Raw genomic sequence first — 21,640 nt, 5'->3', positions numbered from 1 at the left:
CAGTGTACTCAACACACTCGCAGCAAGGACATGGTCGTAACGTTTCAACTTCAGATTTAATGACTTCTATTGCGTAATGGCAACTTTTTACAACTATATACAGCATGAATATGTATTGTTGCTGGCTTAACAATTTTGGTTACGTTTTGTTCTATTAAAGCATCCATAACTCACCAACCTATTTATTAGTTAGAAAAACTGTTTCCGACAAATTACTCATCGTGACTTTCATTTGGAAGTCGATGAACCAACCAATATCCGACGCTCATACTAATCATAACCGCGGCAATCCCTATTAAGTACATTGCACTAAGTGAATCGAAATCAATAATGATCACTTTCCTTGCAATGGCCATTAAAGCAGTAGCCATCACTATCTTAACGTGAATAACATTGTCCCTTAGATAGACAGTGATATTGATAAAAATCTCTATGGCGATTAACACCGCCATGAAAGCGCCAAAAGTAGCGAGCATGTCTGATATGGTTAAAATCAAAAAAGGAGGAGAGGTTAGTTTCTTGTATAAAATCCATGAAACATCGACCACTCCCATAATAATGACAAATACCATGAGAATAGACAAAGCTCTTACGGACCAGTGGATAACGGTTTGAAGACTGCTCGATAATTTATCAGTAGTGTCAATTTTCATAGTATTCACTCCATTTACCTGGTAACAGACATGATTGGAGAGACAAACTCATCGGGCTTAAGAGTAACGACGGTGGCACTCAATTCATTTAACCAATACTCCGCCTTATTACCCATTAAATAACCTGCGATTCCTGTTCGAGACATTGAACCTAAGAACGTGACATCAATGGATTCATGCCTAATAAACTCGGTTAACCTTTCTTTCGCTTGCCCTTGTATCAGCTCAATACGCACTTTGATAGATTGGTCACCTTCTATAAGTCGGTTTGCAAGAGAGTCAATTTTTCTAATGCGCTCAGAACGCATTTTACTGGTTAGCTGGTTAATATCGGTGTCCGTATAACCACTCCACTTTCTCAAGAACCCCTCCGATTCCAACTCCCAGATGTGACACAGTATTAATTCTGAATCAGTGATTTTGCACAGTTCGTATGCTGATTTGATGATTTTTTCACACAATACGGCACTGACTTGTTCATCAAGATCTACGGCGGCTAAGATTTTTTGGATGAATGTATTTCTTGAGTTGTAGACCAGATAGGTATCTCGGACTTTCGCATTAGATGAAGTGTTGTACTCCCTCTCTGACAAGCGTGGGTTTTACTATTTCGATGGCTGTCTATAACGATATAATCCGAGTTTTGCTCTCTAGCACACTGTATTATTTCTATGAATGGAATACCTATTCTGACTTGAACACAGAAATCGATCTGTTTAAAACGACTTTTTAACTCTCTGACAAGAGTTTTTAGCTGCGAGTGATAAATTTTGGTGACTTTATCTAGAATATCTAAGGTTCTCGCAGAATATCGACTGATTTCTTTAAGCTCATCCATGTCTTCTATGACCATCAATAACGTCATTTTGGACTCGAGTTCATTTGCAATTTTCAATATGTTGTTGAGAGAGGGCGTTACTTTTTGCTCTGGTGCTAAAGGAACCAATAAGTGTTTAAACGACATGTTACCTCCAATCAAGCGATGAATTTTTTCTCTTGATAAAAACAATACAATGTACTGAACATAGATAAAAATTAATAATAACTATGAAAATCATAGATAAATATCTATAGTTAGGTTTGAGATCATTTAGTTTGTACTGTTGATTCTTGCTATAGGATTAAGGAAAAGTATGCAGCTATTGAGAAACAGACTATCCAATTTTCGATCTATTAGAGTATTTCTTACCGTTTACGAACAAGGCTCGGTATCAGGAGCTGCAAAAGTTCTAAACCTCACTCAACCAACCATATCAATACAGCTTAAACAGCTTTCCGAGTTATTAGGTGCAGAACTCTATCACTTACAAGGTAAAAAATTAGTATTCACAGAAGTGGGTCATATGACGGCTCGGTACTGTATGAAAATCATACAGAATGTAGATGACTTGGAAATTGAGATTGCTAATTTGGCGCAGCTAAAGTCAGGAACGTTAAAAGTAGCCGCAGTCACATCTTGCGAGTATTTTGTCCCACATTTAATCGGTAGTTTCATTGATAAACACCAAATGGTAGACATTGATTTAAAAGTCGACAATCGAGACAAAATAAAAGAAAGATATCAAAACGGACAAGACGACTTGTACTTATTTAGCCATATTGATAGTGATATGTCAGGAGGTATCGTTCCGCTTTTTCCAAATAACCTATATGCTATTGCCAGTAAAAATCACCCCCTTGCTCGAAAAGATAATATTGATATACGGTCGCTTGTGGGCTTTTCTTGGATTCTACGAGAACAAGGTTCAGGTACTCGTCAGGCGATTGAAAAACACCTCGGACAACACGATATAACGTTAAATCCGAAACTTGTTATGGAGAGCAATGAAGCCATTAAACATTGTGTTATGGCAGGTATGGGGTTGTCTATACTTTCTGAGTATGCCTTGACCCAAGAAAATCCGTCAAACCTAGCGATTCTATCCGTGGACACGTTTCCCATTGAAACTCATTGGAATCTTGTGTTTCCTACTTCGACACGTCAAAGTCCACTCAGCCAAGCGTTTATGGAACACCTTATAGAGTACAAAAAAATACTTAAAGGGAACTTACTAAAGCAAGAAACACCTTTTTTCATTGGTTCATAGTTGCTGAGGTCAACCAAATTTGGCCACAGTTTTGTAAATTTTCCAATAAAGCCTTTCCGATTGGTTCGGAGTGTATTGGATGAGTGAGTCTGGCCACTAGATTAGAGGTTTGCAGTACCTAGGATAATCCATAAATGGTTAAATTTGGTGAAATCACTGACACGGAATTGCCCCATAACGTGCTGACTAGATTTTTGGCCGATAAATTTCGTCACCGACTATTCCCCCTCAAACTTATAGCAACTTAATAGAGCTCCATAACTCCTGTGCAACCGGTCCTAATATGGTCTGTTGTTTTCTGACAACGTGTACTCTGGGGGCTTTCTGCATTGAAAAGCCTTCTACCTCCAACGGAATTAAATGACCTTCCTGAAGTTCTTCAGTGACTAAATGTTCAGGGAGCTGCCCCCACCCCAATCCTGCTAGGATTACTTCCTTCTTACTAAACAGACTATTGACATCCCACCTACGTCCAGTGCGCAGAACGTCATCCGATCGGTCGAGTTCATGGTGATGCTCATTTTTCACAACTATCTGATTGTAGCTTCTCAATTGCTCTAGAGAGCACTTACTAAAAGTAGAAAGTTTAAATTCTTGACTGGCTACTATGAGCATTTTGATATCGTAAAGATAAGCGCTTTTCAGAGTAGGTTCAGTCCCTTCCAAGGGAGTTATTGCTATATCAGCATCTCCGGACTTCAATTCTTCTAAAACGCGTCCCAAAGTATTAATAGAAAGGTTAATACGGGTCTGGGGGTACTTATCCGACAGGGCTTTTATGATGTCTAGTATTCTCGGAAGAGGGCAAAGAGCACTTACCACAATACTTAATTCTGGCTCTACTCCCAAAGATAATTCTTTGGCCACTTCCTCGAACTGATCAAACTGATCAATAACCTCAAGTGCTTTCCTGTAAAGAATCTTTCCTTCCGATGTTAATTCCGGGCGGTAGGAATCACGAGAAAACAGCTGAATTTCCAGCTCTTCTTCCAGTCCTTTTATTGCCTTACTGATAGCGGCCTGACTTTTGTATACACGCTCTGCAGCTCGACTGAAAGTTCCAGTTTCAACAACAGCGATCAGCATTCTTAATTGTTCTTGTTTCATAACAAACACCATAACTAATGGTTATTGAGTTGTACAATTTATTTTCGTTTTTTTGTCTTTCATCCCACCTTTATAATTCGTTAAGACAACAAAATAAGGAGTAAAGAGTGAAGAAGTTAACAACATGGCTTTGCCTGATCATTTCTGTAGCAGTGGTAGGTTCAGCTTCAGCCAATCCTTTTACAAGAGAACAAAGAGAGCGCATCGCTAACTTTCTTGCGATGGATCTTTACGTCTATGAGACCACACTTGTTGGTACTCAAGAAGAGTTCGTTAATACAGTTAGTGACCACCTGAATTATCAAGTAATGCTTGAAGAGAAAGGCATTATGTTTGGAGCTGGCCCTATCGCTGAAGAGAGCGAAAAAGAGCACCCAACATCAGGCATGATCATTATTCGAGCAAAATCTTTCGAAGATGCAAAAGCGATTGCTGATGCTGACCCTTTCCACGCTCGCGGTGTAAGAAAGTACAAACTACGTAAGTGGACACTTAACGAAGGTAGCTTTGATTTTTCTGTAAAGATCTCTGATCAAACAGTTGAAATTAAATAATGGTTAGTTTTATGAAAAAACTTATTCAATTAATCACCAAACCAAACACTCTTGGGTTCCACGAGCTCCTGTTAAGACTGTATATGGGCGCAGCCATGATGTGGCACGGACAGGGAAAACTCTTCAACCTAGACGGTACAGCTATGTTCTTCAGCAAGATTGGTGTAGAGCCTGCTTACCCTATGGCGGTTATGGCATCTCTGGGTGAAACATTCGGTGGTATCGCAGTTATGCTTGGTTTCTTCACTCGACTTGGTGCTTTAGCTAACTGCGTTTCATTAACAGTTGCTTTCGTTCTGCTGGGTTGGCCTAACGGGTTCGATGTACGAGCAGGTGGCTATGAGTATCAGGGAGCTCTTCTGGTGGCCTATATATTCATTCTCGCGAATGGTGCAGGTAGGTTTTCTGTAGACAAGTTCATTTATAGCAAAGCCCAATAAGCACGACTATCTATCTAGATATTAATTATCTACGTCACTATGACTTATTTAGTTTTAGTGATTTCATACCTAAATAAACGAAGACTTAACATTATGTATAAATGCATTCTATATTCAACACTACTAGCACTTTCTGCATCAAGCGCCACTTGTGCCGCTAATACGTATAATGCAGAAAAAGACTTTGACTTAGAAAAAGTAAAAGCTAAGTATACTGACGTAAATTACGTTTACACTTCAATTCCAGAGCGTGGCTATAACTACTACAAAGTAGCAGATAACGCTTACTATATTCACAATGAATTTGACAGTATGGTGTTCTTCATTACAGATGTTGGTGTCGTTGTTTACGATGCCCGTCCAGAACTGACTCCCTCCGTATTAGATCTGATTCCACGACTGACTGATAAAAAAATCACACATGTGATTTACTCACACCATCACCGTGATCATGCTGAAGGTATGCACCTTTATCTTAAGTCCGATCTGCTGGCAAAAGATGCGAAAATCATCTCTCAGAAGGAAACTGAAGAGTTCCTACAAATTGCTCACGAAGATTTACCTGCTGAGAGAGCGGCTCTGCGTCCAATGCCTAATGTGGTATGGGATGATGATTATGTTCTTGAAACCGGTGGACTACGACTGGAATTTAAAAACTATCGTAGAAACTGGCACTCACATGATGACAGCGTAGTGTATGCACCTAAGCAAAACATCCTGTTTGCTATTGATACATTCCACGCTAAATCCGCACCTTGGATTCACTTTGGTGAAGCTACCGATCCAATGATGACCTGGAAGTTGCCACAAATTCTATTAAATGATTACCCTCAAGCAGAGTTTATCATCACCGGCCACGAGAAGATCGTAGCGACACATGCTGATTTAGAGGAATACCGTGACCTGATTAAAGATATGCAAGATATCATGCATGACGTTATGAAGTCGGAAGCATTCCATGCAACGATGAAAGAAGCACATCGTCGTTACAAGGATGGTTCTGAGTGGTGGAACTACCGTGAAGGTATCGACCTGGCGGCTGAAATGGCAGCGCAGAAGTTTATCGAGCGTTGGGCTGCAAGAGTACGCAATGCTAGCCTGAATGCGGAAGAAAACTTTAAGATGATGTTCATGCAGTTTGCGATCCTGAACCCTTAATTGTCGCCTGTGTAGATATCACATAAACACTTAAGCCTGCGGTACTAATGATGTCACATCGGTTAGCACCGCTTTAAAACAGAAACCATCAACCACCGATCCGCACCCGAATGCCATATGAAAAATCTACTCTTTATTCCCTTTACCGTCATTGCTTTGTATGGATGTGTTGACTTAACAGCTACGGACAATGTTGAAGAAGATATTTATCTAAAAATTGAGTCAGTGGAGGATGCAAGGACATACATAACTCTATTCCCAAATGGAAAATATAAGGAACAACTATTAGAAAGAACTTTCTCCTTAGTTTCAAAGATTTCATACAAGCACACCAAATCGAAGCGCTACCAATTACGACAACAAGACTTTATTTACAATGACAAAGGCAAGCTACTCGCACAAAGAGATTCTTTAGGCTTTGGTGAAACTTACACCTACCGCCTTGAATACAATGCTGACCACCAATTAATAAAGAAAACCACGATAAATAACACCAGCCTACAGAACACCGTTACCTACAAATACAACGGTCATGGTCAAAAAATAAAGGAAATCGACAAGTACGCCAATGGCGGGGTAAGTGAGCGCTACTTTGAATATGGTGCTAATGGGTTATTACTAGCCAATTATATTAAAAGAAAGAATAAAAAAATTGAACACTATACCTACAGCTACGATACCAACGGATATAAGCAGTCTAGCAATAACGTATCAATAGCTGGTGTATCCGGTACTTACGCAGACCAGTATGAATTCACCTATGACAGTCAAAATAACCTTGTAAAAGAAACACTTTCTGGCAAGTACATTGTGGAAGGTACACCAATAAGCACAAGCATGGGAACACGTGAGTTTGCATATGATACCAACAGCAATCTTATCGAAGAGAGCTATGAGTATGAGAGCACCCCATTAGATAGCAAGGAAAGCCCATATTATCTTGCCTCTACTACAACCTACATCAGAGATAAGAACGGCTTGTTGTTAGAAGAACAGCACCAAAGAGGGACTAAGAAGAACACTAACAAGCAATTAAATAGAACGTTGAAATATCAATACATCCACATTCAGCTCAAAGACATCTTTTAAACATTCATCTATTTCTAAACTGGAGAATCCAAATGACTCATCCAATCATTCATGATCTTAACCAACGCTATTCAACCAAGAAGTACGATGCAGCCAAGAAAATTTCTGTAAACGATATAGCAGTGATCAAAGAAGCATTGCGGCTGTCTGCATCTTCCGTTAACTCGCAGCCATGGAGGTTTATCGTGATCGAAAGCGATGAAGCTAAACAGCGCTTGCATGATACGTTCGAAAATAAGTTCCAGAACAATCAGCAGCATGCAAAGTCGGCATCACATTCTATTCTGTTTGCTTACAATCCCCGCTTTAATAAAGAAGCTTACAAAATAGTTGTAGATGCAGAAGTAACGTCTGGTCATCTGCCTGAAGCTATGTATGACGAGATGTTGAACAAAGGCATGTACTTTGCGGACATAACAGCTGACGAGAATGGCGTCAATGCTCAGTGGACAAAAGCACAGACCTATCTTGCCCTAGGAAACGCGCTCCATACACTTGCTCGGTTGAGGATAGATTCTACCCCGATGGAAGGTGTGGACTCTGAAATGATTGGTGAAATTTTTAAAGCAGAGTTGGATGGATACGTGTGTGAAACAGTACTTGCTCTGGGTTATCACCAGCAAGATAGTGACTATAACCATGGTCTTCCTAAAGCGCGATTACCACTAAACAAAGTAGTTATTACTCTGTAAATCTCGTGTAAAACATCGTTGAAATTAATAAATTGCTCTATTGAGATTTCAAAAGCGGAGATAACAATGAAATCACTAATTAAGAAAAACAATACTTATCGCGTAACTATTGAAGATGCAAGTTCAGCCAATGGAGAAACACCTAGAATACTGCAGTTTGAAGTAGAAGACCGCGAAGATATGTTCACTATTGTTGAAAAACTTAAACAAGGCAGCGGTCTGGATGAACAGGACGCAACTAAAGTGGGGGTAGCATTACGTCTTGTTGCCCCGGTTATGATGCAGAACAGAAAACACGTTCTGTTTGCTGATTTTATGCCGCACTTCAAACATTTTATGGTGAACCTGAAGAAAGCCATGAAAGGCAATTAATCATCCTTTTCTTAAACTAACACCTGAGAGGCAGAAAGATGGGAATTATCATACCAACCAATAAAAGTGTTGAGAGCTTTAAAGGGCTACACCTTTACCATGCCAACATGTCCAATTGCGCAATGCGTGTCCGTATCGCTCTGGAAGAAAAAGGTCTGGACTGGACAAGCCACCTGCTAGATTTGATGAAGGGTGAAAACCTGACTGATGAGTATTTCGGTATTAACCCTAATGGCGTTGTCCCGACATTGGTTGATGACGGTGTTGTTATTATCGATTCCGCAGACATTATTGACTGTCTTGATAAAAAATATTCACCGGGTTCACTACGCCCTGATTCAGAACAAGATGAACAACAAATGTATTTCTGGATGTATTTAGCCAGGGATAATCACCTTTCAATAAAAACTTACATGTATGGCAACTTAGGTCAGCCGAGCGGAAAAATGAAAAGAACGCCCGATCAAATGGCGGACTATCAGAAGAAACAAACCTATGATCTTGCTCTGCTTGAGTTCCACGAACGCTTTAACTCTAATGAAGGTTTTACTGAGGAAGATTTGGCTAATGCAACAAGAGTTATCGACGATTGCTTCCAGAAAATGGATGACCGTCTGAGAGACAATGACTGGCTAGCTGGCGACAGTTTCTCTCTGGCGGACATTACCTGGATCCCTCAACTGGTAATTCTTAAAGCAGCAAAGTACCCATTTGAAGACTATCCGCACCTAGAAAAGTGGAAAAACGCCATTATTCAGCGTCCGAGCTTTAAGCAAGGCGTTATTGCCTGGTTGCCGTAAAGAGTAAGTACATAATCAGACTAACGTCGTCTTTAACGCGGTGTTATAGCTAAATCAATATAATATGGCATAACAAGATAGCCCCATGCATTACTCGCCAAAAGCCAGCGACGAAACTGGAAATGAACTAACAAGTTAAAGCCATTAGAAGGTCGAAATGTTGTAGCCTTGATGAACTATTTTCTGAGCAGATGTCGTATGCCAATGTATATTGATCCAGCTATATGGAGGGATGTCCGTCAAACTATGGTGGAGCATATCGGGTGCTAGCGAATATAATGTAAACCGGTCAGTCACTTAGTCAACTGGTGCGTGGCTTAAATACACTAGTCGGTGAGTTTAAGGTATCACCTGAGAAAAAGCTAAAGTGTTTCTTAGGTGTGATTGCTGTGGCGAAGTGTTAGTCGGATAGATTACGTGGAGGACTTTCCCTATTTTTTCTCACTTGGGGTGGGGGAGAAGGTAATGCTCACTTTCTCCCTTTTTATCGTACAACAGTGGTGTTCTACATCAGAGGTTACCACCTGCATTGCTATGCAAATTCGCTAGAAAGTATCACGCGCAAAAGGATACTTTATGGTGATTATTTTTTGAATACTGTACTTGTCAGGACGCCCCTTAGTAACATACCAATAGCCTACTGATTCACCGTTAGCTTCACTTTTTGATTATAAGCCTCAACAATGTGTATCTGGGTTAACTAAGGTATTGACCTTCATTGAGACAACACTCATCGCGTAAGAAGCCAATGACACTATTTAGGCACTCATACTCCGCCACGCAGTACAAAGTACGTCCCTCACGTCTCTGACTAATCAATCCCGCTGAAGCAAGATTCGAAACATGATGAGAAAGTGTCGATGCCGGAATGACGAGCTTATCTTGAACATTACCAACGGGGATACCTTGATGGCCTGCTTTCACTACCTCTTTGTAGATGCACAAACGGGTAGGATGCCCAAGTTCTTTTAATGCTTTTGCGACAGCTTCGAGTTCCATAGAGACCACCTAAAATGACAGACAATAGATTTATTTCGATGGTAGTGGAAATAAACAGGAATGGCAACTAGTTACCTGCGTGATTTTAAATTACTGATATATTTACTATTTATTTTATTTCGATAAACATGGAAATAAAATCATTGACGAATATGACTATAGTTCTATAATTCGAGAATAATAGAAATATAGTGTTAAACTTCATTATGCCTTTTACAGTTTTTGATAAAGCATCATTAGGAGAATCGATATGACCCCAGAAACCATGACCATGGCAAAGGAAGCGCTTGATATGTTTGCGTTTCTTGCGACAGAGCTAATTATTCTGTTCTTAGCGATCAGCTATATTGTTGGTGTATTACAAGATTTCCTTACGCCAGAAAAAATTCAATCTATCTTAAGTTCAAAAAAGGGAAAAGGTTACTTTATTTCGGCACTACTAGGTTCAATTACTCCTTTCTGTTCGTGCTCAACCATCCCTTTCTTAAAAGGTTTATTACGTGCCAGAGCGGGTTTCGGCCCAATGATGGTGTTCCTATTTGCAAGCCCACTGCTTAACCCTGTCATCATTGGCTTGTTTGTGGTGACCTTTGGGTGGAAAGTAGCCTTGTTCTACTTTGTTATCGCAATGACCATTTCGGTTGTTGCTGGATATGTACTTGAAAAGCTCGGATTTGAGCGTTATGTCAAACCAGAAGCGTACGAAGCTGCAGACACGCCGGTATCAAACTGTGGCGCAGGTTTATGCAGTGAGTCAGCGCCAGTTGCGGCAAAAGCGACTTGCAGTGATGCTACAAAAGCAGAACCAAAGGTTGAAGTCTCTTGTTGCTCAGTAGACGGTAGTGCGACGGCAACAATCGTTGAAGAAAAAGTATCAAGCCGTTGGATACGTATTTGGTACTCAACTTGGAAAGACTTCAAACAAGTATTCCCTTACTTAATGGTGGGTATCGCAATCGGCTCTTTTATCTACGGTTTCATCCCGACAGATCTAATTGCTGAATATGCAGGTGAAGCAAAATGGTACGCAATTCCAGTTGCAGCAGTCATCGGTATTCCGTTGTACATCCGAGCTGAAGCCGTCATCCCACTAAGTGCCGCACTAGTACAAAAAGGTATGGCGCTAGGCTCAGTAATGGCACTTATAATTGGCAGTGCGGGTGCAAGTCTCACTGAAGTGGTTTTGTTGAAATCTATCTTTAAGAACCAAATGATTGCAACCTTCTTAGGTGTCATCCTAACTATGGCAATGGGTGCCGGTTACCTATACAGTTTTATCTTTGCTTGAGGGTTTCTTGCTTACGGGACACGATAATTATCAGATTGACTAGAAGTTGTGAGTTACAGCTCTTGCATAAAAGGGCTTGAAGCAACCACAGCCTGAATCTTCGAATTTAAGAGTAATAAAACGATGAAAACAGAAAAGATTCCACTTATATCTCAGCAAGCAATTGAAGATGCCTGTGAGTGGACCATCATGCATGGCGTGGCATTCAGACAATCCGACAACACCGCAAGGCACTGTCCGTTCAGTATTGCACCAATGACTATGCAGCGTGATGTGTATGAGCATCTATTGAAGGTGGCACCACTTATCACCAATCTCATCAGCAGTGTCTCGGAAGATCACGATTTTTTGCAAACCACATTGGGTGATATGGCCAAAGCCGATCCGTTCTTTGATCGTTTAATGTCGTTGCACCTAAAAGCGCACGGTGACATCAATGACAGGCGCGTACCTGCACGACAGCCGCTACTTCTGATGCGTACTGATTTTATGGACGATCGACGCCACGGTGCAAAAGTGATTGAGTTTAATGGCATCGCGGCAGGCATGGCACCGTTTGGTCAGCGTGCTACCGAATTTCATGGTTTTATGAAAAATCAGTGGCCAGAAATTTACCATAATAGTCTGGAAGCCAACTCGGCAACACCAGTAGATAACGTAGGGCTAGAGCAGATTGCTTACGGTATTGCGACGACGGCAAGAAAGATTAACACGGACTTGAATGGACAGCGCAAGCCGACGTTTCTAATGGTGGTACAAAAGAACGAAGATAACGTGTATGACCAGCACTTGCTTGAAGTTGAGTTGCAAAAGCTTGGGTTATACACCGTTAGAAGGACCTTTGAGCAACTTAGCAGTCAACTTTCCACTGGAGATAATCAACGTTTAATGTTGGCAGGTGTGGGGGCCATTGACGTTGTTTATCTGCGTGCGGGCTACCAATATATCGACTACTGTGCGCCAGAGTTGAATGAGTCGGTCTGTTGCCATACATTGAGTCAAACTCGGCTCTTCATTGAGCAGCACCACGTGGCAGTGAACGCAACCATTAGTCAGCAGCTTGCCACAAGTAAATCTATGCAGATGTTGCTGACCATGATGCCCGCGGAGGAATACATACGCTGGGGCCTTAACCTTGAAGAGGCACAATTGGTGAAAAGTGTTCTAGCGGATATGAAACCGATCAATACAAGTACGATTGAATGGTTTAACACATCAGCGAACAAGCAAGAATGGGTACTTAAAAATCAAGGAGAAGGTGGTGGGCACTGCGTATTTGGTGAGGGTATCAGCGACAAACTGAGTCAATTGGTCCCAGAAGAGTACGATGCCTGGGCGTTGATGCAGCGTTTGTATCCTCATGAGCGCGAGAAAGCAACCATTGCGGTACGTGATGCTCAGCAAACGCTGGTAGACGATCTGGTCAGTGAAATTGGTTTGTTCACCGCCTACTTTAACGGTGAGCCTGTTACCCAATATGACGGTTATGCGGGGTACTTGATCCGTAGTAAACCAGCAAGCGAAAATGAAGGTGGCATCCACAGTGGAAAAGGTATTTTGGATTCACTGACGATAATCGATTGAATCCAGTCGCTGTTAACTTATATACGTCCCCCTCTAAAAAAGTGTTAGTTCGTCCGGGACAGATACCAGCCCAGTTTCACGTGCCATCATTTCTACATTGGAGTACGAGAACAGTATCGCCATGGGGAACAGTGGTTTGACGCATTTCTGGAGTACACCCAGAAAAACCGAGGCTGGATTATAGATTTTATGCGCGTGCAACTTTCACAAGTAAAGGTTTTCGAACCACAGGGCACGAATCAGATCTGGTTTGGTTTTTCAGGACTTAATCTACCACACGAAGTATTGAATCCCGTGTTGGTTAAAGACGCCTAGCTAGCTCTGGCACCAGATACTTGGTTTGGCGAACCGGATGAGAGCTATTACAGAATGAACTTTGCAGCTTCCATTGAGCAGATCATGGTATCATTCAATCGCCTCAAGCCGGCAGTTGAGCGTTCGCAAAAATAACTTGCACTGAAAAATCGTGTTAAGAAATTAAAATTAAATATCCGATTTTAATGGCGTTTGCGAATCGATGTTCACAACCACTTTTCCGAGGTGCTGTGCCGATAATTGGTATGCATAAGCTTCATTGGCCTGCTCAAACTTAAACACGGTATCAATGATAGGATAAATGTTATGCTCCATCAGTTCATCGTGAAAGCGTTGTTGCATTGCTCGACTACCAACATAAATACCATTGATGCGTAAACTCTTTCCAACAATTGGTAATGGGTTTATTTTCGCATCGAGTCCAGATAGCACACCAATTAAGCTAATCGCACCGGCGACTTTTACGGCGTTCATCGATTTTTCTAACGTACCAGCACCACCGACTTCTAAAACTAAATCAACCCCTTCCCCTCAGTTAATCTAAGTACTTCGTTGTCCCAGTCCGGCGTTTGGCAGTAGTTAATGGTGTGGGTGGCACCCATTTCTGTGGCTCGTGTTAGCTTTTCATCAGAGCTTGAAAGCACAATGGTATTAATTCCCTTTGTTGCTGCCAACTGCAAAGCAAAAATGGATACGCCGCCCGTCCCTTGAATTAATACTGTTTGAGACGGCTGTGCTGGTTGAGCATGCTCAAACAAGCCATGCCATGCAGTGAGGCCTGCACAAGGTAATGTTGATGCTTCTTCGTAAGAAAGGTGAGCAGGGAAAGTTATAAAGCTATCCTCATGGCCAACCACTTCTTGAGCTAACATACCATCAGTACTTCCTCCGCCCCTCGCTACATCGTTGATAGCTTGATTGATAGCGCCAGTGTCCCAAGTCGGAAAAAACAAACCAACTACGCGGTCGCCAACCTGAAGATGTGTCACCTTGCTACCGACTGCAATCACCTCTCCCGCACCGTCAGAAAATGGCACAATTTCTTGAACGGAGTATTTGCGATTGAGAATGTCTCTGTAGTTGAGTGATACGGCTTTAACTTGAACTTTCACCTCATACTCACCAACAGCTGATGAGGCAAACTCAGACATTTGGATAATGTCTCGACTCGGTTTTATTGTGAATTTTTTCATTTTGGACTCGCTATTAAACTGAAAAAAAGGCAGGAGATAACCTCTCCCACCATCAAGAGCATCAATTAGTTGAGTTTGATTCGAAGTACATGGTATGGCTTGGTTGAGCCTTCTTCACCTTCGTTGAAAGCTGGGTGAAAGTGAAGAGAGTTTTGTGTGACGTATAAATAATCACCCTGGATAGAGAAACCATCTGCCCATGACAACATCTTGTCGTTTTGTGCAAAAATTTTGTAGCCATTTTTGTTAGCAATACCAACAGCATTTTTCTCAATGTCGCCTACATAGATATCACCGTTACCAGAGATAATCATGCCATCGCTTGGGCGCTTTTCACTGAAAAATTCTATTTGTTGGGCTAATGCGTCTTCGCTAAGTGCGGCATTAGCAAGTCCGGCCGCTGGTATACGGTAGATAGCGCTCCCGTTAACCGTGCCAAAGTAAAGCCATTCATTATTGGTGTCGATTGTGATTGGATTCAGACCGAGGTAGAGTGCATCAACACTACTATCTTCGCGTTTTGTGGCCATTCGAGACTGATCAATCACGACTTCATGTTCGGGTGAAAGGAGTGCTTTATGACCTTGCAATACGCGGCGTGATTTTCCTGTTTCTAAATCTACGACCACAAAAGCGGGCGCAGCTTCGCCATACAGGTTACCTAAACTCGTATCGGCAATGTACATTTGGTTACGCTTGGTATCTAATGCAAAATCCTGTAAGAACGAATTTCCAACCTGCACGTCTTTTCCTATTTCAATGCGTTTAAATAACTTATCGTTAATGGTGTCCCATGCGACGATTTGGGCAGGCGAGTTTTCACTGCCCATATCTAACACCCACACGACACCATCATCGGTGCTATCAATGCCGATAACCGAGGCTAAGCCCACTTCGCCTTTTTCTGGGCCGTCTGCCCAGTCTTGCGTTGGAAATGCTTTGGTTGAGCCATCTTTCATCAATTCAACAACACGAAGTTCAGGCGCATCAAGAGGTTGCATAGAAAGGAAAGTACGGCCCTGTTTCGTTACGGTGATGTTTCCAGGACGAGTGCCATCAAGCTTGGCAACCACTTCGATATCAGCCGCCTGTGCGGTGTTGACCATCATCACAGACGCAAGTGTTAATAATGTTTTTATATTTTTCATGTTGAGCCTCATTGGTGTTCTTTGATGCCCTGACTGTCGAAGTAAGGGCATAGTGTTATCACGATGTGTTTGATTGAGTCGTTAAGCGATCTTAGTCATTTCATTGACAATGAAACTTGCGACAGAGCCTTCGGTTGCTGTCATGTAGTCAGCAAGGTGCTGGTTACCCATATGAGCCTGCCAAAGTTCACGTGATACCCAGTTTTCATAAAAAGTGAAATGCGCTGGGTTTTCGTTGTCTTGGTGAAGGTCATAGTTGATGCAACCTTCTTCAGCGCGAGTCACCTCGATGAGTTTTAGTAGTTCTGTTTTTACAAGTTCGATTTTGTCGTTATTGGCAACGATGTTTGCAACGATAGTTAATGTAGTCATAGGAGTTTCTTTCGTTCTGGGTTAGTGCTGTGCTTAGTGCGCTGCGTTGTTGGTATGGAGGTATAATAGTGCGAACATTACTAACTATAAACAGCCTATTGATTGAATAATTATCAATTAATATTTGATAACCGTCTTTTAATAATCCATGTGGTGCGTTATAAAGGGATAGTCATTATCAGATTTCGTTAACACACTCATAAAAAGGTAACAGTTATGCTCTTAGAGGATTTGCAGGTCATTTTGAAAGTCGCAGAGTTTCGCAGCATCACTGCTGCTGCGACAAATCTGGATATGCGTACCGCAACGGCAAGTGCGGCGGTGAAACGTGTAGAGGCGTCATTAGGGGCTGAGTTGTTTGTGCGTACTACTCGTCATTTACGTTTATCTTCTGCCGGAGAGCGTTATTTACCCCAGTGTGAAGAAGCGTTGAAGATGCTTGAAAAAGCCAAGATGAACATGCGTGAAGAGCTGGGGATTATCGATGGCGAGATTCGCATCGCCCTTTCGTCAGATTTAGGCCGAAATGTGATCACGCCTTGGCTTGATGAGTTTTTGTTGGATTACCCAAACGTGTCACTCCGCTCAAGTATCAGTGACAGTAACATTGATTTTTATCGAGATTCGGTTGATATGGCGCTGCGTTATGGCTCTCCAACCGATGCCAGCATGTACGGTTTTAAAATTTGTGATGTACCGAGACTGTTATGCGCCAGCCCAGAGTATTTAGAAAAACATGGGATTCCATCTGAGCCAGATGATCTACTCGAACATAATGGCCTGTTTTACCAGCTGCATGATATTTTGCAAAATGAGTGGTTATTTAATGATGGAAAAGAAAACATTAAGGTGAAACTGAAGGGCAATAGAGCATCTAATGATGGTAATCTCGTTCGGCGCTGGTGTGTAGCGGGGAAAGGTTTCGCGATTAAGTCTTGCCTCGATATGGCCGATGACTTGCTAACAGGGAAGGTGGTCAATGTAATGGCCGACTACAAGCCGACATCGACAGAGCTTTGGTTAATATGCCCAAGCCGACAGTCCATTACCCCGACCGTGCGCTTATTAAGAGATATGCTCAGAGAAAAGACCGAACAGATTCTTATCCAAATGAAGGATCAAGGGATACTATTGGGTTAACTGTTGAAGTTGTGAGGGCGTGGCAGATGCCTTTCCCTCATGAAATCGTATTTAGAACGCGGTGAAGCCGGAATAGAGCATCTTTGTTCCAGTCAGAAATAGAACGCTATAACTTATCTTGTAAATCAGGTCTTGAGAGATGATATTCACCATCCACACACCGGTTCTAACTCCTAAAAACGCAATCGGTACTAAAACTAACGAGGTCGTCAGGTTTTGCATATCGAGCTGACCCATATAGCTGTACGGGATCAACTTAATAAAATTAAGCACGGTGAAAAACGCCACACTGGTGCCAATTAACTGTTCTTTAGGCAGGTTTTTTGGCAGTAGATGCATGCTCGCAGGAGGCCCTCCTGCATGGGCAATCGTACTAGAAAAACCAGATAGCATACTCAATGCATAGCCTTTTATCGGGTGGCTAAATTGAACCTGCTTTAGCAAAAACTTTTGTGTTAAAAAGACCAAAGCCAGCCCTCCAATGATAAGTTCAACAACCTGTGTCGGCAGGCTATCCATAAAATAGGCAGCACTAACCACTCCCAAAATAGCAAAGGGCATCATGCTTTTTAGCTCGGTGTAATTGCAGTTTTCACGGTGATAAAACAACGCCATTAAATCCATACCACACAATAATGGTAATAAAATCGCAGCGGCTTGAACTGGCGATACGCTCATTGCCATCAAGGGCACGGACAGCATCCCTAAAATACCGCCAATTCCTCCTTTGCCCATTCCATAGAAAAAAACGGCAGGTACTGCTGCAACATAAAACCAAAGGTCTGTGATCATGACGTGTAAACCAAGAAAATAGGCAGATGAAAACAAGTGTATTTGAGCAAAAAACTTTTAAATCCATTCACTCAAATAGAGGGAAATACAAAGTTGGCTTAAGCTATCTGGGTCATTTCGTTTACAACGAAACTTTCCACACAGCCTTCTGTAGCTGCCATATAATCGGCAAGGTGTTGATTACCCATATGGGCTTGCCAAAGTTCACGTGACTCCCAGTTTTCGTAGAAAGTGAAGTGTGCAGGGTTTTCGTTATCTTGGTGAAGGTCATAATTGATGCAACCGTCTTCGGCACGAGTGATGTCGATTAATTTCAATAGCTCTGCTTTTACCAGTTCAATTTTGTCTACATTGGTCACGATGTTTGCAACGATAGTTAGCTTAGTCATAGGGTATTCCTCTGTATGGAGTTGAAGCAGCTGATGGTGTACTGCGTTGTTGGTATGGATGTATAGTACGGTGAATATTGCGAACTAAAAACAGCTTATAAATTGAATTATTATCAAATATAGATTGAAAATTGATTTTTAAGTATCCCTATAGACAGGGAATGGATCGCGTTGTAGGTGATATGCACATAGTTTATCTATTAATTTTTGATAATTATTCAAAAAATACCGCGTTTTTACCGTGTAAAAATTGCAGTAGCATGGCCAAATTAATTTTAATTCATTGGATAAATAGCCATGTCACAGATACATTTTCAACAGGGCCCAATACGCCCACCATCAGAAGCAGATAGCCTGCTAATCAGAACCACACAAGGGTGCCCGTGGAATAAATGTAAGTTCTGCACCCTTTTTGAAGGCATGGCGTTCTCTATTCGTCCGGTTGAAGATATTAAGCGTGATATCTGGGCGGCGAAGGCGTTTTATAAAAACAGAACCTTTGATAGCTGTTTTTTACAAGATGGCGACTCATTCGCCATGGAAACCCAAGACTTACTTGACGTGCTCAATACACTGAAAGAGGCTTTTCCAGAACTTAAACAGATCAGCTCTTATGGCCGGGCGCAGACCATGACTAAAAAGTCGCCAGCGGAAATGAAAGCAATCTACGACGCTGGGCTAAATATGCTTTACTGCGGTATGGAGTCGGGATCTATCGAGGTTCTAAAACTGATGAAAAAGGGGATCACCCCGAAATCAATCTTGAAGTCAGCCGAATATGCCAAGCAAGCGGGCATGAAAATGATGACCTTCATTATCCTTGGCTTGGGAGGAAAAGAACTGTCAGAGCAACATATCGCAGGAACGGCCAAGCTACTGAATCAAATCAACCCAGACGAAATTCGTATACTCTCGCTGGCGGTTAAATCGGGAACTGAATTGGATGAGATAGTACAAAACGGCCAATTTACACCACTAACCGAACGAGAGATGCTTGAAGAGCAGTATCAGCTTATCAGCAAGCTAGACGGTATGACGGGTAATTATGGGAACTACCACGGCATTAATGTGTTGACGGAACTTAATGGTCAATTACCAAAAGATAAAGAGACATTTTTGCGCACTATTGACCACTTTTTGCAAATGAGTGAAAGCGACCAGAATAACTTTATTTTAGGGCGCCGCACGCACTATTACGCCACACTGAGTGATATGCGTAATCAGCTTATGTATGACAGTGTGCAAAGAGAGCTAGACCGTATTCAACAACAGAAGCTTGGCGATATTGACGACATTTTCTATCAACTTCGCCAACGTATGATCTAATGGTAAGGAACAGACTAATGAACAATCTAGACAACTGGAATATTCAAAACGAAAACCCGAACCACTGGTCGTTAAAAAATGGAGTCCTTACGATGCAGGTTCAAGAAGGCAACATCTTTGGCGCGGGAGCCGCGGATGTGGATAATCTCTTTATTTATCCGGTAAGCAAACCAGATTACAGCGCACAAGTGACGATTAGCCTAGATCCGAATCTCAGTTTCGAGCAGGCAGGGCTGGGAATTTATTGGAACAATGATAACTACATTAAAATCAGTAAAGAGATGTTTATGGCTGAGCGCTCACTGGTGTTTGTTGTAGAGCAAAATGGTCAGCCTGATATTAAACATCGCTTACGATTTGATGAGTCGACAGTATCGGTTAAGCTGGAAAGAAGCGACACTAAAGTTCGAGCTTATTATCGAACGCAAGATAACGACACATGGCAGCCTATTATAAGCACTGCCGTACTATCAGGGCATGAGCAAGGCGTTATGCTTTACACCTTTAGCGGCAGAATCACTATGCCTAATTTCGCTAAATTTAGCGAGTTTGAACTAACTGATTTGAACCAATGAGTAACTCTTACCTGATGAACTTGCTCACTCTTTTCTAGTCACACGGTCGCCATTCTGGTGCGGCACCTGTATCTTCGTAGAGTGGTTTATTAAATGGATCCCTTTCCTCACTGAAATACCAGATGTTCTTTGGAAAGTAATCTCGGTATTCTGGTAGTCGTCGAGCAAACTCTCTCTGACATGGGATTGTGAAGTCTTCTTTCGCTAGGTGGGGAAACTTGGCGATACAGCACTCAACGAGACGAGTGAAGAAGTGATTTCCCATAAAGCGATCATAAGCGATGCTATGAAATGCACTGTTATCCATTCGGTTATATTGGTTGAGTTTGTCACTAGACAGGCCAATATCTCTTCTTCTTCTCATATCAATGCCAACACTTAAGTCGCGATGAACAATACGGGTGATGGTGTTTGATTTATCTAGCTCTATTAGAACGTTCTGTCCGTGAGGCTCAATGATATAGCCAAAGTAACGGAAACAATCGACCCAGTGCCGAACGATGGGTAGCATTATATTGTGCAGTACAAAATCGAGAGGGTTTTGATTGGCGAGCAATCCGTAAAGAATGGGTGGAGTATCGGGTTCGTAAAAGTCCTCTCCGTATAGCGCAAATCCCGGTATTAGTTTGCGATCTTCTGCAACACATGGGAAAGGCTGCATATCTCGTACCACGTAGCCCCAGTTTTCAGCCCGTTGGTCTAACGTTTGTTCTTGTTTATAGCTGATACCGATGACTTCGCGCAAATAGGCGAAATCGTCTTCCATTCTATCAATACCATTTTCTAGCTCCAAAGAGACATTGATCGCTTGCTCTATCACTTCGTCACGCATTTTACGTGTGTATCGGGATACCTTAAAAGGGAAGTGGACTTTTACAGCATGTGGTATCTCATCATCCAAAACAAACAGCGTTCGTGTGGATGAACTTGGAACAACCGATGTTTTACCATTTTGTTGTGGTAACTCTTCAGCTCGCAATGGGGAAGTCTCTTCGCCTAGAGTTTCCAATACTTGCGGATGAACACAGAAATTCACCTCTGAAGAACCAACAAATTTATTTGCAAGCGCTTGTGGTGGGTTGGCGAGGTAGATGTTCACTTTCTCTTTCGGCAGAGTCAGTACCGGAAGTTCAAACTGCTCTCTATCAGAATCCGGTCGATAGCAATCAGAAGCTTCCGTAAATGAAGCATGTGTGCTGTAGGTTCGAGTACCTTTATTGCGATATCTCTCAAGGTAATATAAGTGGGGTATTAACATATTGGTCTAAGCCTGAACTGCGGAAAAAAACTCAATCAAACACCTAGGTCACTATCTGTTGACAGGACCAAGGCAATAAATTTCAAGGACTTGGTACGATTAATTTATAAGTTATTGACCTTGATGTCGATGATTATTTCCATTGTTCTATAGGTGGGAAAGCCTGTCCAACTGGTGGGAAATAGTTCTTCTGATCTGCCCCCATTTCAATTCAAGGCACTTTTCTATAACACTTGAAGGTTGATTATTTGACCTATTTTTTCTTTATACCTATAACTCTAACTATGAGGTCAAATTCAATAAGTCACG

General features: G+C 41.9%; 23 protein-coding genes and 2 pseudogenes. 13 read left to right on the top strand and 12 right to left on the bottom strand.

Annotation, left to right across the window (positions count from 1 at the left end; genetic code table 11):
• Nucleotides 1–212: 212 nt before the first annotated feature.
• From PGX00_RS16090 to PGX00_RS16080, 3 genes are read right to left on the bottom strand one after another with little or no spacing between them, the layout of a single operon-like run.
• Nucleotides 213–653, bottom strand: coding sequence for a phosphate-starvation-inducible PsiE family protein (locus PGX00_RS16090; protein ID WP_272138459.1), 441 nt, complete (start codon nt 651–653; stop codon nt 213–215).
• 14 nt (nt 654–667) lie between these two features.
• Nucleotides 668–1,114 (bottom strand): universal stress protein, encoded by a 447-nt coding sequence (locus tag PGX00_RS16085; RefSeq protein ID WP_272138457.1) that lies wholly within the window; start codon nt 1,112–1,114, stop codon nt 668–670.
• A gap of 35 nt (nt 1,115–1,149) precedes the next feature.
• Nucleotides 1,150–1,617 carry a universal stress protein gene (locus PGX00_RS16080; protein WP_272138455.1) on the bottom strand — a complete coding sequence of 156 codons (468 nt, stop codon included), beginning with the start codon at nt 1,615–1,617 and terminating at the stop codon, nt 1,150–1,152.
• 169 nt (nt 1,618–1,786) lie between these two features.
• On the opposite strand from PGX00_RS16080, the gene PGX00_RS16075 reads away from it, so the two are divergent.
• Nucleotides 1,787–2,740, top strand: coding sequence for a LysR family transcriptional regulator (locus PGX00_RS16075; RefSeq protein ID WP_272138453.1), 954 nt, complete (start codon nt 1,787–1,789; stop codon nt 2,738–2,740).
• Nucleotides 2,741–2,974: 234 nt separating this feature from the next.
• On the opposite strand, the gene PGX00_RS16070 is transcribed toward PGX00_RS16075, so the two are convergent.
• The gene (locus PGX00_RS16070; RefSeq protein WP_272138451.1) at nt 2,975–3,847 is read right to left on the bottom strand and encodes a LysR family transcriptional regulator; all 873 of its coding nucleotides are present in this window, start codon (nt 3,845–3,847) and stop codon (nt 2,975–2,977) included.
• Between the two features lie 107 nt (nt 3,848–3,954).
• On the opposite strand from PGX00_RS16070, the gene PGX00_RS16065 reads away from it, so the two are divergent.
• The 7 genes from PGX00_RS16065 to PGX00_RS16035 all read left to right on the top strand — a co-directional run bounded on the left by PGX00_RS16065 (nt 3,955) and on the right by PGX00_RS16035 (nt 8,952).
• Complete coding sequence (locus PGX00_RS16065) at nt 3,955–4,401, top strand: YciI family protein (RefSeq protein ID WP_272138449.1); 447 nt, start codon at nt 3,955–3,957, stop codon at nt 4,399–4,401.
• A gap of 11 nt (nt 4,402–4,412) precedes the next feature.
• Nucleotides 4,413–4,841, top strand: a complete 429-nt coding sequence (locus PGX00_RS16060) for a DoxX family protein (RefSeq protein WP_272138447.1) — start codon at nt 4,413–4,415, stop codon at nt 4,839–4,841.
• A 93-nt stretch (nt 4,842–4,934) separates the two neighbouring features.
• On the top strand, nt 4,935–5,999 hold the full coding sequence (locus PGX00_RS16055; protein WP_272138445.1) for an MBL fold metallo-hydrolase: 1,065 nt from the start codon (nt 4,935–4,937) through the stop codon (nt 5,997–5,999).
• Nucleotides 6,000–6,116: 117 nt separating this feature from the next.
• The gene (locus tag PGX00_RS16050; RefSeq protein ID WP_272138444.1) at nt 6,117–7,088 is read left to right on the top strand and encodes a hypothetical protein; all 972 of its coding nucleotides are present in this window, start codon (nt 6,117–6,119) and stop codon (nt 7,086–7,088) included.
• Nucleotides 7,089–7,120: 32 nt separating this feature from the next.
• Nucleotides 7,121–7,780 carry a nitroreductase family protein gene (locus PGX00_RS16045; protein WP_272138442.1) on the top strand — a complete coding sequence of 220 codons (660 nt, stop codon included), beginning with the start codon at nt 7,121–7,123 and terminating at the stop codon, nt 7,778–7,780.
• 66 nt (nt 7,781–7,846) lie between these two features.
• The gene (locus PGX00_RS16040) at nt 7,847–8,152 is read left to right on the top strand and encodes a DUF3861 domain-containing protein (RefSeq protein ID WP_272138440.1); all 306 of its coding nucleotides are present in this window, start codon (nt 7,847–7,849) and stop codon (nt 8,150–8,152) included.
• 38 nt (nt 8,153–8,190) lie between these two features.
• Nucleotides 8,191–8,952, top strand: coding sequence for a glutathione S-transferase family protein (locus PGX00_RS16035; protein WP_272138438.1), 762 nt, complete (start codon nt 8,191–8,193; stop codon nt 8,950–8,952).
• Between the two features lie 696 nt (nt 8,953–9,648).
• On the opposite strand, the gene PGX00_RS16030 is transcribed toward PGX00_RS16035, so the two are convergent.
• Nucleotides 9,649–9,951, bottom strand: coding sequence for an ArsR/SmtB family transcription factor (locus tag PGX00_RS16030; protein ID WP_272138435.1), 303 nt, complete (start codon nt 9,949–9,951; stop codon nt 9,649–9,651).
• Nucleotides 9,952–10,201: 250 nt separating this feature from the next.
• Between PGX00_RS16030 and PGX00_RS16025 the strand changes: the two genes are divergently transcribed.
• On the top strand, nt 10,202–11,239 hold the full coding sequence (locus PGX00_RS16025) for a permease (RefSeq protein WP_272138434.1): 1,038 nt from the start codon (nt 10,202–10,204) through the stop codon (nt 11,237–11,239).
• A 123-nt stretch (nt 11,240–11,362) separates the two neighbouring features.
• Complete coding sequence (locus tag PGX00_RS16020) at nt 11,363–12,823, top strand: glutathione synthase (protein WP_272138432.1); 1,461 nt, start codon at nt 11,363–11,365, stop codon at nt 12,821–12,823.
• A 483-nt stretch (nt 12,824–13,306) separates the two neighbouring features.
• On the opposite strand, the pseudogene PGX00_RS22975 reads toward PGX00_RS16020, so the two are convergent.
• From PGX00_RS22975 to PGX00_RS16000, 4 genes and pseudogenes are all read right to left on the bottom strand, one after another.
• Nucleotides 13,307–13,782, bottom strand: a pseudogene (locus tag PGX00_RS22975) (zinc-binding dehydrogenase).
• 189 nt (nt 13,783–13,971) lie between these two features.
• A pseudogene (locus PGX00_RS22970) lies at nt 13,972–14,289 on the bottom strand (alcohol dehydrogenase catalytic domain-containing protein); the annotation flags it as partial.
• Between the two features lie 107 nt (nt 14,290–14,396).
• Entirely contained in the window at nt 14,397–15,479 is a 1,083-nt protein-coding gene (locus PGX00_RS16005) for an L-dopachrome tautomerase-related protein (protein WP_272138426.1), read from the bottom strand.
• A gap of 81 nt (nt 15,480–15,560) precedes the next feature.
• Nucleotides 15,561–15,851, bottom strand: a complete 291-nt coding sequence (locus PGX00_RS16000; protein ID WP_272138424.1) for a putative quinol monooxygenase — start codon at nt 15,849–15,851, stop codon at nt 15,561–15,563.
• 216 nt (nt 15,852–16,067) lie between these two features.
• On the opposite strand from PGX00_RS16000, the gene PGX00_RS15995 reads away from it, so the two are divergent.
• A complete protein-coding gene (locus PGX00_RS15995) occupies nt 16,068–16,991 on the top strand; it encodes a LysR family transcriptional regulator (RefSeq protein ID WP_272138422.1) in 924 nt (307 codons plus the stop codon).
• 51 nt (nt 16,992–17,042) lie between these two features.
• On the opposite strand, the gene PGX00_RS15990 is transcribed toward PGX00_RS15995, so the two are convergent.
• Both PGX00_RS15990 and PGX00_RS15985 read right to left on the bottom strand, forming a co-directional pair.
• Complete coding sequence (locus PGX00_RS15990; protein WP_272138420.1) at nt 17,043–17,783, bottom strand: sulfite exporter TauE/SafE family protein; 741 nt, start codon at nt 17,781–17,783, stop codon at nt 17,043–17,045.
• A 98-nt stretch (nt 17,784–17,881) separates the two neighbouring features.
• The gene (locus tag PGX00_RS15985; protein WP_272138418.1) at nt 17,882–18,172 is read right to left on the bottom strand and encodes a putative quinol monooxygenase; all 291 of its coding nucleotides are present in this window, start codon (nt 18,170–18,172) and stop codon (nt 17,882–17,884) included.
• Between the two features lie 297 nt (nt 18,173–18,469).
• Between PGX00_RS15985 and PGX00_RS15980 the strand changes: the two genes are divergently transcribed.
• Together PGX00_RS15980 and PGX00_RS15975 are read left to right on the top strand one after the other, a co-directional pair.
• Nucleotides 18,470–19,498: a B12-binding domain-containing radical SAM protein gene (locus PGX00_RS15980; protein WP_272138416.1), complete on the top strand. Its 1,029-nt coding sequence runs from the start codon at nt 18,470–18,472 to the stop codon at nt 19,496–19,498.
• 17 nt (nt 19,499–19,515) lie between these two features.
• Nucleotides 19,516–20,073: a DUF1349 domain-containing protein gene (locus tag PGX00_RS15975; protein ID WP_272138414.1), complete on the top strand. Its 558-nt coding sequence runs from the start codon at nt 19,516–19,518 to the stop codon at nt 20,071–20,073.
• Between the two features lie 34 nt (nt 20,074–20,107).
• Here PGX00_RS15975 and PGX00_RS15970 read toward each other — a convergent pair whose 3' ends face one another.
• Nucleotides 20,108–21,331, bottom strand: a complete 1,224-nt coding sequence (locus tag PGX00_RS15970; RefSeq protein WP_272138412.1) for an IucA/IucC family protein — start codon at nt 21,329–21,331, stop codon at nt 20,108–20,110.
• Nucleotides 21,332–21,640 lie beyond the last annotated feature (309 nt).

It is taken from the genome of Vibrio algarum (genome assembly GCF_028204155.1).
Taxonomy (GTDB): Bacteria; Pseudomonadota; Gammaproteobacteria; order Enterobacterales; family Vibrionaceae; genus Vibrio; species Vibrio algarum.
Note: the sequence above shows the minus strand (reverse complement) of the source record. Positions and strands in the feature narration are given on the sequence as shown.

Coding starts and splice junctions, on each gene's coding strand:
- PGX00_RS16090 (WP_272138459.1), bottom strand. CDS start 653: ATGAAAATTGACACTACTGATAAATTATCGAGCAGTCTTCAAACCGTT.
- PGX00_RS16080 (WP_272138455.1), bottom strand. CDS start 1,617: ATGTCGTTTAAACACTTATTGGTTCCTTTAGCACCAGAGCAAAAAGTA.
- PGX00_RS16075 (WP_272138453.1), top strand. CDS start 1,787: ATGCAGCTATTGAGAAACAGACTATCCAATTTTCGATCTATTAGAGTA.
- PGX00_RS16070 (WP_272138451.1), bottom strand. CDS start 3,847: ATGAAACAAGAACAATTAAGAATGCTGATCGCTGTTGTTGAAACTGGA.
- PGX00_RS16060 (WP_272138447.1), top strand. CDS start 4,413: ATGAAAAAACTTATTCAATTAATCACCAAACCAAACACTCTTGGGTTC.
- PGX00_RS16055 (WP_272138445.1), top strand. CDS start 4,935: ATGTATAAATGCATTCTATATTCAACACTACTAGCACTTTCTGCATCA.
- PGX00_RS16050 (WP_272138444.1), top strand. CDS start 6,117: ATGAAAAATCTACTCTTTATTCCCTTTACCGTCATTGCTTTGTATGGA.
- PGX00_RS16045 (WP_272138442.1), top strand. CDS start 7,121: ATGACTCATCCAATCATTCATGATCTTAACCAACGCTATTCAACCAAG.
- PGX00_RS16040 (WP_272138440.1), top strand. CDS start 7,847: ATGAAATCACTAATTAAGAAAAACAATACTTATCGCGTAACTATTGAA.
- PGX00_RS16035 (WP_272138438.1), top strand. CDS start 8,191: ATGGGAATTATCATACCAACCAATAAAAGTGTTGAGAGCTTTAAAGGG.
- PGX00_RS16030 (WP_272138435.1), bottom strand. CDS start 9,951: ATGGAACTCGAAGCTGTCGCAAAAGCATTAAAAGAACTTGGGCATCCT.
- PGX00_RS16025 (WP_272138434.1), top strand. CDS start 10,202: ATGACCCCAGAAACCATGACCATGGCAAAGGAAGCGCTTGATATGTTT.
- PGX00_RS16020 (WP_272138432.1), top strand. CDS start 11,363: ATGAAAACAGAAAAGATTCCACTTATATCTCAGCAAGCAATTGAAGAT.
- PGX00_RS16005 (WP_272138426.1), bottom strand. CDS start 15,479: ATGAAAAATATAAAAACATTATTAACACTTGCGTCTGTGATGATGGTC.
- PGX00_RS16000 (WP_272138424.1), bottom strand. CDS start 15,851: ATGACTACATTAACTATCGTTGCAAACATCGTTGCCAATAACGACAAA.
- PGX00_RS15995 (WP_272138422.1), top strand. CDS start 16,068: ATGCTCTTAGAGGATTTGCAGGTCATTTTGAAAGTCGCAGAGTTTCGC.
- PGX00_RS15990 (WP_272138420.1), bottom strand. CDS start 17,783: ATGATCACAGACCTTTGGTTTTATGTTGCAGCAGTACCTGCCGTTTTT.
- PGX00_RS15985 (WP_272138418.1), bottom strand. CDS start 18,172: ATGACTAAGCTAACTATCGTTGCAAACATCGTGACCAATGTAGACAAA.
- PGX00_RS15980 (WP_272138416.1), top strand. CDS start 18,470: ATGTCACAGATACATTTTCAACAGGGCCCAATACGCCCACCATCAGAA.
- PGX00_RS15975 (WP_272138414.1), top strand. CDS start 19,516: ATGAACAATCTAGACAACTGGAATATTCAAAACGAAAACCCGAACCAC.
- PGX00_RS15970 (WP_272138412.1), bottom strand. CDS start 21,331: ATGTTAATACCCCACTTATATTACCTTGAGAGATATCGCAATAAAGGT.